The organism is Pseudomonadota bacterium, assembly GCA_016927275.1.
Lineage (GTDB): Bacteria > UBA10199 > UBA10199 > 2-02-FULL-44-16 > JAAZCA01 > JAFGMW01.
In genome coordinates this window covers 15,426-32,737 of sequence record JAFGMW010000037.1, presented here as the reverse complement: position 1 = coordinate 32,737, position 17,312 = coordinate 15,426, and the positions used below count along the sequence as shown (strand labels likewise).

Annotated in this window: 14 protein-coding genes; 3 read left to right on the top strand and 11 right to left on the bottom strand. The window is 65.0% G+C overall.

Annotated features, from left to right (window positions below):
* The 3 genes from JXA24_02635 to JXA24_02625 all read right to left on the bottom strand — a co-directional run.
* On the bottom strand, window positions 1–974 hold a 974-nt coding region (locus JXA24_02635; protein MBN1282655.1), incomplete at its 3' end, for a hypothetical protein.
* A gap of 114 nt (window positions 975–1,088) precedes the next feature.
* Window positions 1,089–2,033, bottom strand: coding sequence for a hypothetical protein (locus JXA24_02630; protein MBN1282654.1), 945 nt, complete (start codon window positions 2,031–2,033; stop codon window positions 1,089–1,091).
* Window positions 2,034–2,157: 124 nt separating this feature from the next.
* The gene (locus tag JXA24_02625) at window positions 2,158–3,804 is read right to left on the bottom strand and encodes a peptidase (GenBank protein MBN1282653.1); all 1,647 of its coding nucleotides are present in this window, start codon (window positions 3,802–3,804) and stop codon (window positions 2,158–2,160) included.
* A 123-nt stretch (window positions 3,805–3,927) separates the two neighbouring features.
* Between JXA24_02625 and JXA24_02620 the strand changes: the two genes are divergently transcribed.
* The 3 genes from JXA24_02620 (at window position 3,928) to JXA24_02610 (ending at window position 8,474) form a co-directional block, all read left to right on the top strand.
* A complete protein-coding gene (locus JXA24_02620; protein MBN1282652.1) occupies window positions 3,928–4,377 on the top strand; it encodes an OmpA family protein in 450 nt (149 codons plus the stop codon).
* Between the two features lie 64 nt (window positions 4,378–4,441).
* Window positions 4,442–5,953 carry a carboxypeptidase M32 gene (locus JXA24_02615; protein ID MBN1282651.1) on the top strand — a complete coding sequence of 504 codons (1,512 nt, stop codon included), beginning with the start codon at window positions 4,442–4,444 and terminating at the stop codon, window positions 5,951–5,953.
* A gap of 46 nt (window positions 5,954–5,999) precedes the next feature.
* The gene (locus JXA24_02610) at window positions 6,000–8,474 is read left to right on the top strand and encodes a glycogen/starch/alpha-glucan phosphorylase (protein MBN1282650.1); all 2,475 of its coding nucleotides are present in this window, start codon (window positions 6,000–6,002) and stop codon (window positions 8,472–8,474) included.
* Here JXA24_02610 and JXA24_02605 read toward each other — a convergent pair whose 3' ends face one another.
* The 8 genes from JXA24_02605 to JXA24_02570 form a co-directional block, all read right to left on the bottom strand.
* Entirely contained in the window at window positions 8,475–8,741 is a 267-nt protein-coding gene (locus JXA24_02605) for a hypothetical protein (GenBank protein MBN1282649.1), read from the bottom strand.
* A 53-nt stretch (window positions 8,742–8,794) separates the two neighbouring features.
* Window positions 8,795–9,622 (bottom strand): ParA family protein, encoded by an 828-nt coding sequence (locus tag JXA24_02600; GenBank protein MBN1282648.1) that lies wholly within the window; start codon window positions 9,620–9,622, stop codon window positions 8,795–8,797.
* A gap of 11 nt (window positions 9,623–9,633) precedes the next feature.
* Window positions 9,634–10,311, bottom strand: a complete 678-nt coding sequence (locus JXA24_02595; protein ID MBN1282647.1) for a hypothetical protein — start codon at window positions 10,309–10,311, stop codon at window positions 9,634–9,636.
* Window positions 10,312–10,317: 6 nt separating this feature from the next.
* Window positions 10,318–11,307, bottom strand: a complete 990-nt coding sequence (locus JXA24_02590; GenBank protein ID MBN1282646.1) for a P-loop NTPase — start codon at window positions 11,305–11,307, stop codon at window positions 10,318–10,320.
* A gap of 121 nt (window positions 11,308–11,428) precedes the next feature.
* The gene (locus tag JXA24_02585; protein ID MBN1282645.1) at window positions 11,429–13,087 is read right to left on the bottom strand and encodes a L,D-transpeptidase family protein; all 1,659 of its coding nucleotides are present in this window, start codon (window positions 13,085–13,087) and stop codon (window positions 11,429–11,431) included.
* A gap of 81 nt (window positions 13,088–13,168) precedes the next feature.
* Entirely contained in the window at window positions 13,169–14,548 is a 1,380-nt protein-coding gene (locus JXA24_02580; protein MBN1282644.1) for an MBL fold metallo-hydrolase, read from the bottom strand.
* 82 nt (window positions 14,549–14,630) lie between these two features.
* On the bottom strand, window positions 14,631–15,917 hold the full coding sequence (hemW, locus tag JXA24_02575; GenBank protein MBN1282643.1) for a radical SAM family heme chaperone HemW: 1,287 nt from the start codon (window positions 15,915–15,917) through the stop codon (window positions 14,631–14,633).
* Window positions 15,918–15,945: 28 nt separating this feature from the next.
* Window positions 15,946–17,202: a Glu/Leu/Phe/Val dehydrogenase gene (locus tag JXA24_02570; protein MBN1282642.1), complete on the bottom strand. Its 1,257-nt coding sequence runs from the start codon at window positions 17,200–17,202 to the stop codon at window positions 15,946–15,948.
* Window positions 17,203–17,312 lie beyond the last annotated feature (110 nt).

Genomic DNA, 17,312 nt, shown 5'->3' with positions numbered 1-17,312 from the left:
GCGTCGATCTCGGGGCTTTTCGGATTTCGCCTGCGCATCGCATCGAGCTCGGCCTTCAAATCGGCCGAGCTGATGTCCCGCACCATAGCCCGCAGGCGCATCTCGTCGAATATCCACTCGCGGGGGGCCATCTCCGCGGCGGCGTCGACGGCCTCCTTCCGCCTCTTTTCGCTCACATCCGAATTGCCGTAGTTGCTCAGGTAGGCCAGGGCGCCGAACCAGGCGGGCCCCTCCTTAGCATGTGCGTAGCGGACCTCGAAGCCGGCGACCTGCGGATCGATCTGCAACATGGAGCCGTCGGACATGGGGACGCCGACGAGGATGTGAAAGGTGCCGTTATCTTCGTTCGAGAACATCGCGCCCAGCGCGCCCAGCGTTGGATCGAAATCGTTGACAAAGAGGAATCGGGGATCGAGGCCAGCCTCCCTGAATGCGTAGAAGGACGCGAAGCCGAGCTCGGTGCACATGCCGCAGCGCCCCTTGATCGCGTCCCAGTCCACGCGCTCGAACTTGCAGTCCCTCGCGCGCCTGAACATGGGGCGCAGATACTCGCAAAGGCCCAGGGCCATCGCGCGCCTGTGGGCGTCGCTGCCCGGCGCGGGTGCGTCCTCCCCGGCGGCGATCGCCTTGCCCATCCGCTCGATCTCGGCAGCGATGTCGGCCCTGACCCCGTCGTCGAAGCCGCCCTCGCCCGCGAAGTCGTCCATGGCGAACGGGACGGGGAAGCGGTGCCTGGCAAGCAGCGGGTAGTACCTCTTGTCCCCGTAGGCGTGCTGGAAGACCTCGGAGCGCTCGATCACGCCCTTCTTATTCGTGATCTCGGGGTTGATCAGGGAAAAACCGGTGTGAAATCCGCCGTCGACCGCCCTCTCGAGCCTGTTCGCCGGGACCCCCTCCTCCTTTGCCAGGGCGATCATGTCGTTCCAGAGCGCCCAGGTGCGGGATCCTTTCTTGAAATCGGTCTTCATGGCCATCGCTCACCTCGCTGCCGTAAGATTGTGACTGATCATGACTTTCCGGGGAGGTTTGCAGGGATCGGGCGTGATTTCAAGGGAATAAAAACGGTGGGGGGATCGAAAAAATGCCGGCTAGTCCGCTATCTCCCAGCCCCTGGCGAAGGAATCGAGCAGGATTTTCTTCGCGTATTCCGCGCCCACGAAGCGCTCGTAGCCTGTCTTCCGCAGGAGCGGCCCCGGGACGAGCGAGGCGAGGCCGCCGTTCGCCGCCGCGGCCGACGCGGTCATGACTAGAGCGCGCCGCGAGACGTCGCCCCCGTCGTCCACCTCCACGGGCACGAACACGCGCATGCCGAAGTTGAACATGAGGTCGTCGGCGGCGAGGGTCCTGCCGTTCGGCCCGTCGCACGAGCGCCTCAAGGTCCATGCGGTCCACCCACGGCCGGAGAATATGCGCATTGCGAAGCGCACGCTCGTGAAGAGCACGGCCAGCGAGTGGTACGATTCAGTGTAGCGGCGGCCCGCTTCGTCGCGGCCCGAGGCGCACGCCCTCGGTCCCGCGTTCGAGTACTTTGTGTAGAGGGGCGCGGTCGAAAGGTCGTTGACGTAGCCCTGCGCCTCGGCGGCGTCGCCGTCCACCGCATACAGCACGGTGGGCATGCCGAAGCCGTCTATCTCCTCGAGGACCTCGCGGCAGTCGGTCACGTCGTTGTACGCCATGGACTCGCACCAGTCGAAGTCGGGCGGGCACGACCGCCTCACGGGGATCTGCCGCGCCACGACTCCCCTCCTTTGCGCCTCGGCCTCGGTGAGGGCTTCTGCCCTGTATCTCTTCCTGAGCGCGTTGTGGTTTGCGGATGTCGCGCCGGAGTCGGCGGTGATGACCGAGCACAGATGCCTCTCTTTAAAGAGACCGAGCGCGCCCCTGCCGTAAGAGGCCCTGTCGATCGGGAACTCGCCGAAGCCCAGCGCGATCCCTCGGGCGATGGCCCTGGAGGCGTCCCTGCGGATCGCCTTGAGATCGCCCTCCGCTATGGAACAGCCGCTGTCGGATATGGAAACCCGCGGGACCGTCATCCTGCCGTTCTCCTATGCCCGGGACCCCCCGGATTTCGGCTTAGATATGAAAGGGGCCGAGATTTATCAAGACGCAATGCATTAATAACGGGACTCGGGATCCGGGAACCGGTAGTCGGGGAGGTCAGTCGAAGGCGTAGCGGGGACGGATGTCGACCGGCACGTCGGACAGCCGGGCTATCGCAGCCCTCATTTCGGCGGGCATGCGCCGGTGCCTGTCCACGAACTTCTTCGCTGCCGCGTAATCGCCGGTGGCCTCGATGACGAGGAGCTCCGAGGCGAGGTCCCGGACCGCGGATTCGATCTTCGAGCGGTCGATGGAGAAGAGACCGCTCCTTCTGTCGTGCCGTATCGCCCCCTTCGACACGAGGTAGTTGAACTGCATGGCGTTCGCGCCACCGTGGGCCTCGCCTATCCCGAAGCGCACGGAGCGGAAGATCCCCGCGAGATAGGTGGGCCAGACCGAGTCGATGAACCCCTCGGGGTAGAGCCCCTTTGCAGCGAGGTAGATCGCGTTGTAGAGGCCTAGCGTGTCCGCCTTGCACTCCTCGATCAGCGAGTAGAGGTCGGAGAGCGCCTTGTTGACAGTGGTCTTCTCCCCGGCGATCTCTATCTCGCCGGGGCCGATGCCGTGCGAGACCTCGTGCAGGAGGGTGTGCGCGAAGAACGCCTCGAAGTCCACGCCCGCCGCGTCCCGGCCGCTCATCACGCGCCCGGCTATCGGGAGCAGGATCTTTTCGTACTTGGCCCTCTGCACGTTCTTGAGCATCACCTTCTTCGAGCCCTCCTGCCTGCGCACGCGCTCGTCGTTCGGGAGGTTGAATGCCAGCGTCTGCACGCCCGCCCTGGTGTCGCCCGCGGAGTAGATGAGCTGCGCCACGACGATCGGCGAGGAGAGGCTGCGGCCCCTGCCCTTGTGGCGGTCCTCTATGGGGAGGTTCGCCTCCAGCTCGTCGAGGTAGCGGACGACCTTCGCCAGCCGCCTGCTCTCCTTCGGGTCCACGCGGGTGACGAACGCCTCGAAGGCGGCCTTGTATCCGAAGAGGCGGTCCTCGTAGACCTCGTAGGGGCCGATGGCCACCTCGATGTCGTGGCCCTTCATGCGCACCCAGTCCACGTCGCTCGGGAAGTAGTCGTTGGAGAAGAACGCGTCGGCCCGGCCGGCGAGATACCTCTTCAGCGAGGCATTGGAGGCGAGCCTCGACGCCTTTCGGAGGCTCGCGGCCGCGGGGACCAAAAACTCCCGGTACTCCTCGGAGTAGGGCACCGCGACGAGCGACTGTCCGCTGCGCCTGACGGCGGTGAAGTTGCTCTCGAACGGCTCGCGGTCCGCGGGGCGCTTTTTGATCCAGGAGGCGAACTCCCTCTTCGTCATGTCCTCGGGATAGTAGTTCGCGCCCGCGGGCTTGACTCCCACCCCGGCCACGAACGGACGGTCGTGGTCCAACCTGTCGAAGGGGCCGTAGTTGACGAGGAAGTACTCGTAGATCTCGGGGCTCCTCGCGGCCCGCGCCTCGAGGCGCTCGCGGAGCTTCGCGTTGCCCGAGTAGACCTGGCGCAGGAAGATCTCGTCCATGAATCGCGCCGCCTTCACCAGCTCGGCCACAAGCTTTTTCTGTCTCGCATCGAGGAGACCCCCCTCCACCTCGATCTTCACGGGCGCGAACTTCGCCAGCTGTCGCTTGATTGTCATGTCACCCTCCGCGGATGCCTGCGCCTGGCCGGCCAGAAGGGCCGCGAGGGCGGCAAAGCACAGCAACTCTCTCTTCATTGCGACCTCCGCTCTGAAGCGAGATGCACCAGGGAAACCCCGAAATCAAGGCAATTCAGGGATTTTTGCCCTTGATTTGGGGGTCGCGAGGCTCTAGCAAGGGGCAAAGAGGAGGATATCGTCATGTCAAAGAGACTCATGTGCAGCGCATTGGTGCTGGCCGCCCTGGCGGCGATAGCTGCCGCCGGCTGCGCGGCCCGATGCAAGGACTGCGGCAAGACCGTGAAGGTCACGACCCTCGGGTCGGTGCACTTCGACTTCGACAGGGCAGCGCTCAAGCCCGAGGGCAAGAGGGTGCTGGACGAGGACATAAAGCTCGCAAAACAGAACAGATCGCTCGATCTGTCGATCGAGGGCCACTGCGACATCGTGGGCTCGGACCTCTACAACCAGCAGCTCTCCGAGCGGCGGGCGCGGGCGGTCTACGACTACCTGCTCAAAAACGGGATCGACGCCGGCCGCATGAGGACCGTGGGCTACGGGAGGACGAAGCCGCTTCTGCCCAACGACAGCCCCGCGAACAGGGCGAAGAACCGCAGGGTGGAGATACACATCATAAAGGCAAGGCCGTGACTCGTGACTCGTAACTCGTGACTCGGGAATGGCGGGGGGAAACCAAGGCGGGGGGATCAAAGAGATGAACAGGGATTACCTCGAGATAGAGCGGCACATGAAGGAGGCCTCCGCGATCGGCTCGGCAGCCGGGCTCCTCGGCTGGGACCAGGAGACCATGATGCCGCCGAAGGCGGCCGGCTCCCGGGCGGAGCAGTCGGCAGCCCTCGCAGGGGTGATCCACGACAAGATCGTGGACAAGAGGATCGGCAGGCTGCTCAAGGGGCTCGCGAGGAGGCCAGGGCGCCTCAGCCCGGACCGGCGGGTCTGCGTGCGGGAGTGGCTGCGCGACCACACCCGGGCGGCCAAGGTGCCCAGGGAGCTGGTGCAGGAGCTGGCGCGCGTGACCACGCTCGCCCACCAGGCCTGGATCAAGGCCCGCAGGGCGCGCGACTTCAAGGCGTTCTCGCCGTGGCTCAGGAAGGTGGTCGCCCTCATAAGGCGCGAGGCGGAGTGCGTGGGATACAAGGGCCACCCATACGACGCGCTGCTCGACCAGTACGAACCGGGCATGACGGTGGAGAAGCTCGACCCGATCGTCCGGGGGCTCGCGGAGGGGCTCGCGCCGATCGCGAAGCGGCTCCTGGCGTCGAAAAACCATCCGGACAACTCGATACTCAAGAGGGGCTACCCCGAGAGGGAGCAGGAGGCGCTCTGCCGCGACGTCATGGAGATGCTGGGGGTGGACGCCGAGGCCTCGCGCATGGACCGCTCGGTGCACCCGTTCTGCTGCGGGATCGCGCCCACCGACGTTCGCATAACCACGCGATACGACGAGCGGTGGCTCCCGGCGGCGCTCTACGGCGTGATCCACGAATCGGGGCACGCCCTCTACGAGCAGGGGCTGCCGGCCAAGCATCTCGGCACGCCGCTGGCCGAGGCGGTGTCGCTGGGCATCCACGAGTCGCAGTCGCGGTTCTGGGAGAACGTGGTCGGACGCAGCCTCCCGTTCGCGAGGCTCATCGTCCCGATGCTGCGCAAACGGTTCCCGAGGCAGATGGCGAAGGCATCTCCCGAGGAGTTTTACAGGGCGCTGTGCCGGGTGAAGTCGACGCCGATCCGCGTGGAGTCGGACGAGGTCACCTACAACCTCCACATAGTCCTGCGTTACGGTCTCGAGAAGGACCTCATCGCGGGCGAGATCGGGGTGGACGATCTGCCGGGGCTCTGGAACGAGGGAATGGCGAGCCTGCTCGGCATAACGCCCGGAGACGACGCGCAGGGGGTGCTGCAGGACACGCACTGGTCCGACGGGCTCATCGGATACTTCCCCACCTACCTCATCGGCAACCTCGCAGCGGCCCAGCTCTGGGCGCGGATGCGCCGAGACATCCCGCGCGCCGAGGCGATGATCGCCCGCGGGAGACTCGAGCCGATCCTCGGCTGGCTGAGGGAAAGGATCCACCGGCACGGCAGGCGCTACCGGACCTCGGAGCTCCTCGAGAGGGCCACGGGCGAGCCGCTCGACCAGCGGCACTTCCTGGATTACGTAGAGTCGAAGTACGGCTCGATCTACGGCATGGACAGAGGTGCGTGAGCGTGGGGGGTGACAGCGCCCCGCATATGTTGTAATCTTTCGTGCCATGAGCAAACCGGACTACACAGTCTTCTTCACGGACCACAAGACCGCGGACACCTACTCGCTGGCCAACCAGTTCGCCGAGCACATCGAGCTGTCGCTGGTCAAGGACAAGAGCACGGTCACCAAGGAGGACGCCTACAACGCGCTGGCCATGTCGATCCGCGACAGGCTGATCCGCCGCTGGCTGCGCACGCAGCGGCAATATCGCGAGCACGACGCCAAGCGCGTCTACTACCTCTCGCTCGAGTACCTCATGGGCCGCCTGCTCGGCAACGCGCTCAACAACCTGCGGTACTACGAGGAGTGCGCCCAGATACTCGACGACCTGGGCTACAAGCTCGACGAGATCCGCGAGATCGAGCACGACATGGGGCTCGGCAACGGCGGCCTGGGAAGGCTCGCCGCGTGCTTCCTCGACTCCATGGCCACGCAGAGGCTGCCCGCATACGCCTACGGCCTGCGCTACGAGTACGGCATCTTCGATCAGAAGATCGAGAACGGCTATCAGGTCGAGGTGCCGGACAACTGGCTCACCTACCGCAACCCGTGGGAGGTGATCCGCCCCGAGCTCACCTACAGGATACGATTCGGCGGCAACGTCCAGAAGGCCCATCTCCGCTCCGGCGAGACCATACACACCTGGGTCGACACCGACGACGTGATGGCGGTCGCGTACGACATACCGGTGCCCGGCTACGGCAACAACGTGGTGAACAACCTGCGGCTGTGGCAGGCCAAGTCCACCCAGGACGTGGACTTCACCCTCTTCCAGACCGGCGACTACCTGCAGGCGGTGCGGCGCAAGAGCGGCCAGGAGGCGATCTCCAAGTTCCTCTACCCGAACGACGACAACTACTCGGGCAAGGTGCTCCGCCTCAAGCAGCAGTACTTCTTCGTCTCGGCCACGCTGCAGGACATAATCAGGATCCACAAGCGGCAGCACAAGGACCTCTCCGACTTCCACGAGAAGATCGCGATCCAGCTCAACGACACGCACCCGTCGATAGCCATCGCGGAGCTCATGAGGATACTGCTCGACGAGGAGCGGATGCCCTGGGAGCTGTCATGGGACATCGTGCGCCGCACGTTCGCGTACACCAACCACACCATCATGGCCGAGGCGCTCGAGAGATGGCCGGTGTCCATCATGCAGTCGCTGCTCCCCAGGCACATGGACATCGTCTACGAGATCAATCGCCGGTTCATGGACGAGGTGGGCAAGGTCTACCCGGGCGACGTGGACAGGCTGCGCAGGATGTCGATCATCGAGGAGGGCGCGGAGAAGAGGGTGAGGATGGCCAACCTGGCCATAGTGGGCAGCTTCGCGGTCAACGGCGTGGCGGAGCTGCACACGAGGATACTGAAGGAGCGCATCTTCCCCGACTTCAACGAGTTCTATCCCAACAAGTTCATCAACATCACAAACGGAATCACGCAGCGCCGCTGGCTGCAGAAGGCCAACCCGATCCTCTCCGAGGTGATAGATTCGCGCATCGGCGACGGCTGGGCGCTGGACCTCAACGAGCTCAGGAGGCTGGAGGATTTCGCGTCGGACGAGGAGTTCTCCGAGGCGTGGCAGAGCGCGAAGTGGTCCAACAAGAACTCGCTGGCGCAGTACATAGGCGACACGATGGGGATCGACGTGGACGTGAACTCCATGTTCGACGTGCAGATAAAGAGGATACACGAGTACAAGAGGCAGCTGCTCAACATCCTGCACGCGATCGCGCTCTACAACGAGATCAAGGACAACCCGAACGCGGAGTTCACGCCCAGGACCGTGATCTTCGCGGGCAAGGCGGCCCCGGGCTACAGGATGGCCAAGCTCATCATAAAGCTCATAAACTCGGTGGCCGGCACGATCAACCTGGACCCGGCGACGAAGGACGTGCTCAAGGTCGTTTTCCTCAGGAACTACTCGGTGTCGCTGGCTGAGAGGATCATCCCGGCCGCCGACCTCTCCGAGCAGATATCGACCGCGGGCACCGAGGCCTCCGGCACCGGCAACATGAAGCTCGCGCTCAACGGCGCGCTGACCATAGGGACCATGGACGGCGCGAACATCGAGATCGCCGAGACCGTGGGCCGCGAGAACCTCTTCGTCTTCGGCTACACCGAGGAGGAGATAGAGCAGCAGAGGCGCCAGGGATACTTCCCCATGAGCTGCCTCGAGAAGGACGAGCGCCTGCGCAGGGCGGTGCAGATGATCGCCGAGGACCACTTCAACTGGCGCGAGCCGGGCATATTCCAGCCGATCGTGGATTCGCTCCTGCGCGGGGGCGACCGCTTCTTCGTGCTCGCCGACTTCGGCTCCTACGCCGAGAAGCAGCGGGAGGCGGCAAAGCTCTTCAACGACAAGCGCGAATGGACGAAGCGGGCCATCCTCACCGCAGCGAGGATGGGCCGCTTCTCGAGCGATCGCACTGTGGCGGAGTACTCCTCGAAGGTCTGGGGCACGAATCCCGAGGAGTACTGATCAGCAGCTGGCGGTCTTTTTGTTGTTCTCGAGGTACAGCCCGATGAGCTCCTGGCCCTTGGGCGTGTCTATCAGGTCGCTGTAGCCCTTCTGGCGCAGATCACCCAGCAGGTTCGTCCAGTCCTCGTGGTTCCAGCAGGTCCTGTCCGTGAGCCATGCGTCGAGGTCCTTTCTCAGCGCAGCGGCGTCGTTGCGCCGGAGCGGCACCTCGCCGCACTTCGATATCTTCCTCCGCGTGAACTTGGATGTCACCCTCTCGAGAACCATATCCTGTCTCCTCCTCTGTTAGTGATCAGTGATCAGTGATCTGTGATCTGTGGTCAGTGGTCAGTGGCCGAGTTGTCGGGGCCGTACTCGGGCACCAGGCTCTTGAAATCCTCTATGTCGGTGATGATCCTTCCGAGCAGCTCGTCGGTCATCGCCCTGTAGTCCTCGGCGCCGCGCGAGCTGCGCGAGTAGGTGAATATGGGCTCGCCGTGGCTCGCTGCCTCCTTGAGGCGCACGTTCTGGCGGATCACCGTGTCGAGCATCATCTCCTCGAAGAAGCCGCGCATGTCCTCGAGGACCTCGCGGGAGAAAGAGGTGCGGCCGTCGAACATCGTGGCCAACGCGTAGACCCTGAGCGCCTTGTGGTTTCGAACCTCCTGCACGAGGTTGAGCATGCGGCCCATGCCGTGGAGCGCGAGGAAGCTCGTCTCAACCGTGAGCAGCACGGCGTTCGAGGCCATGAGGGCGTTGCGGGTGAGCATCCCGAGCGTGGGCGGGCAGTCGACGACCACGAAGTCGTATTTCCCCTTCGCGCCGGCGAGCAGATCGTTGAGCCGGTTCTCCCGGTTGGGCTGAGCCACGAGCCTGGCCTCGTCGTCGGCGGTTATCCCCTCCGAGGGCATGAGCGTGAGCCTCTGCGTGATGGGGACGTAGAGGTCGTCGGCGTTCACGCCCTGCGTCCGCGTCTCCAGGATGCCGTCGAAGACCGTGGCCTTCGGGCTGCGGTCCTCGATCCGGAGAAAGGCCGAGGCCTGCGCCTGCGGGTCCAGGTCCACCAGCAGCGTGCGGCACCCCTTCATCGCGAGGCATGCCGCGAGGTTGACGGCAGTGGTCGTCTTTCCCGAACCGCCCTTCTGATTTGCCACGGATATGACGAACATGAGCCCTCCCCCTAGAGGTCCCTGAACACGGAACCGCTGTTTGTTATCTCCTCCCCGTCCCCTGCCGGGGCGAAGAAGTCGTCGATCTCCTCGCGGGTCAGCACGGACCTGATCCCCACGACGCCCCTTCCCGCGGCCGGCCCCTCCTCCGCGACGCACGGCTCCGCCGCCGGCGCGGCCGGGGCCGAGACCCCGCCCGCATGCCTTCTGAGCACCATCCACGCATCGCCGGCCAGATCGAGCATCTCCATGGTGAATATCTCAAGCGGCGTCCCCATCCGGGCCGTGATGGCCGCGGCCGAGGGCGCTATCGAGCGGGCCAGCACCCAGGCCCTGGCGTCGCCGGCCCTGAAGCGGCGGGAGTAGATGTGCTGGAGCATATCGATGTTGTCGGTGGCCCACTTGCACCGCATGATGGCCAGGGCCACGTCCTCGGGCGTGAGCTCGTCGCAGACCGAGGCGGCGAGGAGCCTGCCCTCGCCGTCCACCGCGACGAGGTCTATGCGCCCGAGCTCCGGCACCGCCAGCCCCCTGCCGAGGACCTTCGACTCCGGCTCCACCGAGGCGATCTGCCCCTGCAGCGCCTCGATCGCCTCCTCCCTGTCGAAGGCGATCCGCTGCCCCGCGACGCAGAGCCGGTACGATCTCTCCTGTTTGGGGGTCATCCCCTTTATGTTTATCAGCTTCATCCCCGCCTATTTGAAGACCATCCTCGCCAGCCTCCTGGCGAAGGAGAGCGCACCCCCCTCGTGCCTGTCGGCCTGCTCCGAGCGCGCCCGCTCTTTCCACCTGGCGTTCTCGCCCTTGAGCCGCGAGGCCATGTCGCTGAAGGTCCTCGTCACGAAGCTCTTCGGGTGGAGCAGCACCACCGGCTGGCGCATGTTGACCGAGTTCTGCACGTACCAGTTGAACGGTATCCACTCGAACATGCTGAGGGTCACGCCCTCGAGGTGCCTCGAGACCACGCTCTGCATCTTCTCGAAGGCCGCCCTCGCCTCCCCCTCGTTCCTGGCGCGGTTGACGACGACCTTCACCTCGAGGCCGGCCCTACCCCTCGACATGGACTTGACCGTGGCGTAGGCGTCGAGCAGCGCGGTGACGTCTGGGGTGGTCACGACGATCACGTCGTGCGCGGTGTTCAGAAAGCGCATCACCTGCGGGCTGATCCCGGCCGAGAGATCGACGAGGATCACGTCGGCGTGGTCCTCGTAGACCTTGAGCTGGTCGGCGATGTTGCGCACCTGCCAGTCCTTGAGCTCGGCCAGGTCCGAGAACCCGGAGCCGCCGCTTATGAGCTTCACCCCGGCGTGGCACTCCACGACCACCTCGTCGAGCCTGCGCTCGCCCGAGACAACCTGCGAGATGTCGTAGGGCGGGCTCACCCCGAGCAGCACGTGGGCGTTGGCCAGCCCCAGGTCCGCGTCGAACAGCAGCACGTCGAGCCCCTGCTGGACGAGCGACACGGCGAGGTTGGTGGTGACCACGGTCTTGCCGGTGCCGCCCTTGCCGCTGGCCACGCATATCACCTGGCAGGCGGAGCGCCCGTCGTCGCCCTCCGGAACCGGCTCCGCCGCGGGCGCGGAGACGAGCACCGGCCTGGGGCGGTCCCCCCTGAGCTGGTCCGGATTCACATCGGTTATATCTTTGAGCGACCTGGCAAGGACACGGCGGTTTGCTTGTGCCATCGGTCTCCCCCGCACACATCGGAACGCCGTTAACGTCAAACTTTTCCCTTATTTACCACTTCGCGGCCCATGAAACAAGCACTTGTTATATGACACGGGGCAAAGGGGGAAAGATGTCCGGTCACTGACCGCACAGCCTCTTCGAGAGGGCGCGGTCGAACCCGTAGACGTCGTGCCTGAACACGGGCTCACCCCTCTCGTCGCCGCGCGCCGAGATGTAGAGGATGTGGATCGGCATCTTCTCGGGCAAATCCACCACGAGCGGGCTCGCGCGCTTCATGGCGCCGTCGATGCGGCCCCGGTCCCAGGCGCCGGTATCCCTGAGGAGGTACTCGGCGAACCAGATCGGGTCGGAGATGCGTATGCAGCCGGAGCTGAACGTGCGCGTGCCGGAGTTGAACAGCGACTTGGTGGGCGTGTCGTGCAGATAGACGTCGTGGCGGTTCGGGAACATGAACTTGACCCTGCCGAGGGCGTTGTCGTCGCGCGCGTCCTGCACGATCCGGTAGGCGAAGTTGGAGGCGTCGACCTCCTCCCAGTCGATGGACTCCGGCTCCACCTCCTCGATCCCGGTCTCGCCGACGGTGTAGACCTTCATCCCCTGCCTGCGTATGTAGGAGGGGTCCTTCTTTATCTTGGGAAGCTTGTCCTTGACCGCGATGGAGCGCGGGACGTGCCACTTCGGGGAGAAGACGATGAACCGGATGTTGTCCGACATCAGCGGCGACTTGCGGTCGACCATGCCGGCGATGACCTTCATCTCCTTTATCGGGGCGCCGTTCTCATAGATGGTGAGCGAGAACTCGGGGATGTTGACCAGGGCGTAGCGGTCGGTGACGATGACGTGCCTGAGGCCCCGGAGCCTGTCGAGGTTGACCCTCACCTGGCAGGCGCGGAACGCGGGGTCGTAGTTGAGGTTGGCCAGCGTGGCCCTCCCTATCACCCCGTCCACTCCGAGGCCGTACTTCTCCTGGAAGCTCATGACCGCCTGCACCAGCTCCTCGTCGTAGAGGTCCTCTGGCAGGGCGGCGGAGCTCGCGGCCATGTGTCCGTTTATCTCCGACCTGTTCCTCTCCGCGGACCGGCTCGGGCCCTGCACGAACCCCTCCGCTGCGAGCCTCGCGCGGATCGCGGGTATGCGGGGATCGCGCTTGCCCGGCTCTATCTTCCGGGCGCCCCCCTCCGGGACTCTGGGCCATGACTCGGAGGCCGCCATCTCATCGGCCCTCTTCATCGCCGCCATGAGGCGGCGGTACTCTTCGGTCTGAGGGGCGAGCCTCTCCAGGGCGCCCTTCACGTCGCGCCTCTCCAGGGCGGCGGCGAGCGCCGCCACGAGGTCGGTCCCCGATTGCGGCCTCTGCTGGTTGGCCCGTGAGAAGTAGGGGTTCTCGATGCCTGCGTCGAGGTGCGAGGCCAGGGTGAGGAATGCGTCGGTCATGAGGACGTCGCGCGCAGGCCCGCTTTCGAGCCGCTCTATGGAGTTGAGGTGGTACCGCTCGGGCCTGAGGCCGTGCTCGCCCGCGCCCTTGATCGCCTCGATGAGCGCCCTGGAGTCGCGCTCCGAGCCGAACGCCGGCTCGAACGACCTCGCGGAGTAGAAGCGCTCGAGCTGGGCCCTCAACTCGAGCGGCTCCCCGGCCTCGTCGCCGCGGGAGCGTACGAGCTGCTCTATGCCTGCCGCTGCCGGTGAGAGGGCCGCCTTCGCCTCCTCCGCATTGCCCGCTGACGGCGAGGAGAGGACGGTCAGAAAGAGGACCAGCGCTGCCGCGACAACCTGCATCACACACCCCCTGTGCGCGGCCGGAAAGACGACCGCGGCTGGGAGGATGTACGAAAACTTTCGGGATTCATCAAGGGTTTGTTAGAGGTCGAACTTCTGCAGGTACTTCGGGATGGTGACGGCCCATCCGAGTTCCTTTGCGATGCGCGCCTTGAGGGCCTCGGCCGCCTTCGGCTCGCCGTGGACGAGGAACGTGGTCTTGGGCGGCTGCTTGAACCCGCGCAGCCAGCGCATGATGTCGTTGTAGTCGCCGTGCGCGGAGAGCGAGTCCATGAACTCCACCTCCGCATTGATCGTGACCGGCATGCCGTGGATCTTGACCGCCTTGGCGCCGTCGAGTATCGCCCTGCCGCGCGTGCCCGCAGCCTGAAACCCGGTGATCACCAGCGTGGAGTTGTGGTCGGGCAGGTAGGCCTTGAGGTGGTGGAGGATGCGGCCGCCCGTCATCATGCCGGAGGACGAGATTATTATCGCCGGTTCCCTGAGCGAATTGAGCTGCTTGGACTCCTCGGGGTCGTGGACGCGAATGAGCCTCGTGGGGCTGAACGCCCTGGTCGGCTCGGAGCCGTTCTCGAAGAAGTTATGCTCGCTGGCGTACTTTATGTAGATCTGAGTGGCGTCTATGGCGAGCGGGCTGTTGAGGAACACCGGGATGTCCGGCAGCCTGCCGTGCTCCTCGAGCTTCTTGAGCACGTAGAGGACCTCCTGCGTGCGGCCGACGGCGAACGAGGGTATTATGACCTTCCCCTCCCGCTCCACGGTCCTCTTTATTATCCCCTCGAAGCGCGAGAGCACGTCCTCCTCGGTGTGGAGCCGATCGCCGTACGTGGACTCGAGCACGAGGTAGGTGACCGATTTGACCGGGCCCGGGTCCACGGCGATCAGGGCGTCGTAGGTGCCTATGTCGCCGGCGAACATGATGTTGAACTTGTGATGGGCCTTTTTGACCGAGACGTTTATCACCCTCGAGCCGAGTATGTGGCCCGCGGGCCTCGGCATCATCCTCACATCGGGGGAGAGCTCGTACCACTCCCTGTCCGGGACCGCCTCGAGCTGGCCGAGGCAGCGGACCGCGTCGTCGTAGGTGTACAGCGGCAGCGGGTCGCGGTGCTTCGAGAAGCCGTGCTTTGCCGCGAATTTCGCGTCTTCCTCCTGTATGTAGCCCGCGTCGGGGAGCAGTATCTTGCACAGCTCCACGGTCGGCTCCGACGCGAGGATCGGGCCCGAGAACCCGTTCTTCACGATCAGCGGCAGGTACCCCGAGTGGTCTATGTGCGCATGAGTCAGGACTATGGAGTCGATTCTCTTGGGATCGACGGCGAGCGGCTGCCAGTTGCGGAGCCTCAGCTCCTTGAGGCCCTGATAGAGACCGCAGTCGACGAGCCAGTGCGTGTGGCCGTCCGTCAGGCAGAACTTGGAACCGGTTACCGTCTGGGTGGCGCCCAGGAATTGAAGTCTCACGTGGCCGCGGCTCTCCCTTCGGGATCAATTCGAAAGATATTAAGCGTTCGATCGGTGAAACGCAACAGAAAGGAGCGCCCTCTCACGGGAGAAACGATTCGGAGACGGTGCTTGAGAGCTCGATGCCGCGCCCGGTCAGCCGGAGGCGTCCGCCGCGGCGCTCCGCCAGCCCCTCTTCCGCCAGGCGAGCAGCGGCGGACGGGAAGGCCTTCTCGAACTCGACGCCGAACGCAGCCTCGAAGTCCGCGATCGATATCCCCTCCGCCTTTCTCAACCCGAGAAAACAGTACTCGGCCATCGCGGTTCGCCTGTCTATCGGCTCGTCCTCGGCCGCCTCCGTCTCCGCCCCGCCGGCCATGTACGCGCGCACGTCGCGTGACTGGATCCACCGTCTTGCAAACCCGTAACCCGGAACCCGGGACCCGGAACCGGGAAATCCCTCTTCATCTTTTTCGGATCCCGGATCCCGGATCCCGGATCCCGATTTAAAGAAGGAGGCGGCCCCGGCGCCGAGACCGAGATACTCCCCGTAGCGCCAGCAATCGAGGTTGTGGCGGCATTCGAAGCCCTCGCGTGCGAAGTTGGATATCTCGTAGCGCCGCCATCCGCCCCGACCCAGCATGCGCGCCGCGACTCGCATCTGCCTGAGCTGCTCGTCGTCGCACGGCAAGGCCTCGGGATACGGGATTCGGGATTCGGAACTCGGCAAGGCAGCCACCCGGATTCCGAGTCCCGAGTCCCGAGTCCCGAGTCCCGACAAGCGCTTTTGGAGCGGCGTGCCTTCCTCGATGGTCAGCGCGTATGCCGAGACGTGCTGCGGCTGAAAGGTCATGGCGACGCGCAGGTCGTCCTCAAGATCGGGGACCCCCTCGCCCGGGATCCCGTACATGAGGTCGAGGCCGACCGAGCCGAAGCCCGAGTCCTGCGCCTCGGCGATCGCCCTCATAGCATCCCCGGCGGTGTGCGCGCGCCCCAGCCCCTTGAGCAATCTCTCCTGGAACGACTGGACTCCGATGGAAATTCGAGTGACGCCTGCGGAGCGGGCGCATCGGAACCAGCCGAGATCCGCGGTGGCCGGGTTGACCTCGCAGCTGATCTCCGCCCCGTCCTCCACAGCGAAGCGGCCCGCGACTGCGGCCAGCACCGACTTGAAGAACGCAGGCGGCATGAGCGAGGGGGTGCCGCCGCCGAAATAGACGCTTGCGACCCGTCGCCCCGCGAAGAGGGGCGCATCGGCATCGAGCTGCGCCAGCACCGCCCTCAGGTAATCAACATGCGGAGGCGGCTCGCGGCCGATCGGCTCGGAATAGAAGTCGCAGTAGTCGCACTTGCGAAGGCAGAACGGTATGTGGATATAGATTCCAAACACGCCAGTCACCAGTCACCAGTCACGGCCTCTATACCCATCCCCTCAATTTCATCGCCTCTGCCACGCGATTGACGGCGACGAGGTAAGCGGCGAGGCGGTAGCGGACCTTGCGGGATTTGCGCATCTCGCTCACGGCGCGGAATGCGGAGGTCATCTTCTCGTCCAGGCGCTGGTGCACCTCGGGCAGCTCCCAGTAGAAGTTGTAGGCGTTCTGCACCATCTCGAAGTAGGAGACGGTCACGCCGCCGGCGTTGGCCAGAAAGTCCGGGACGACCTGCACCCCCTTCTTGTCCAGGATGACGTCCGCCTCCGGCGTCGTGGGGCCGTTGGCCAGCTCGAGCACGAGCTTCGCCTGAACGCGCTCCGCGTTGGCGGCCGTGATCTGGCCCTCCATCGCGGCAGGGATGATCACGTCGCATGCGGTGAAGAGGCAGTCCTTGGAGTCGGCCGACCACTCGCCGCCCTTGAAGCCCTTCAGCCCGCCGTGGCTCTGGAAGTGCTCCATCAGGGCGCGGATGTCCAGCCCCGACGGGTTGTGGATGGAGCCGTCGATCTCGCCCACGGCGACGATCCTGCCCTTGAGCTCCTCGTCTATGATCCTGGCCGCGTTGCCGCCCACGTTGCCCAGCCCCTGTATCGCATATCTGGCCTGCGCCGGATCGAAACCCATCTCCCGGGCCGCATCGCGCAGTATGTAGACGCCGCCGCGCGAGGTCGCGTCGGCGCGCCCCTTCGAGCCTCCGATCGGGATCGGTTTCCCGGTGATCACGCCCGGCGAGTTGTACCCCTTCTGCCAGTAGTACTCGTCCATCATCCAGGCCATGATCTGCGGCGTGGTGTAGACGTCCGGCGCGGGGCAGTCCTTCTCCAGGCCGATGATGTGGCCGATCTGCCTTATGTACTGCCTCGAGAGCCTCTCGATCTCACCGGCGCTCATCTCCTTTGGATTGCAGATTATCCCGCCCTTGCCGCCGCCCAGCGGCACGTCGACCACCGAGGTCTTCCACGTCATCCATGCGGCGAGCGCGCGCACCGTGTCTATGTTCTCGTCCGGGTGGAAGCGTATGCCCCCTTTCGTGGGGCCGCGCGCGTCGTTGTACTGCACCCGGAAGCCCTTGAATACGCGCACCTGGCCGTTGTCCATGCGCACCGGCAGGGAGACATGCATCTCCCTCATCGGCTCGCGGAGGGCCGCGTGCGTGCCCGCGTCCAGGCCCAGGATCTTGGCCGCCTCGTCCAGCTGCTGCTGCGCCATCTTGAACGGATTGTGCGTATCGCCTGTCATTTTCCGCCTCCCCGATTTTTTTAGAGGACCCTGGCTTATCACCAACCCCGGGGGCTGTAAAGCCATAGACCGCAGCGGCCCGTCTGCCCGCAAGTTGCGATTGACTACCC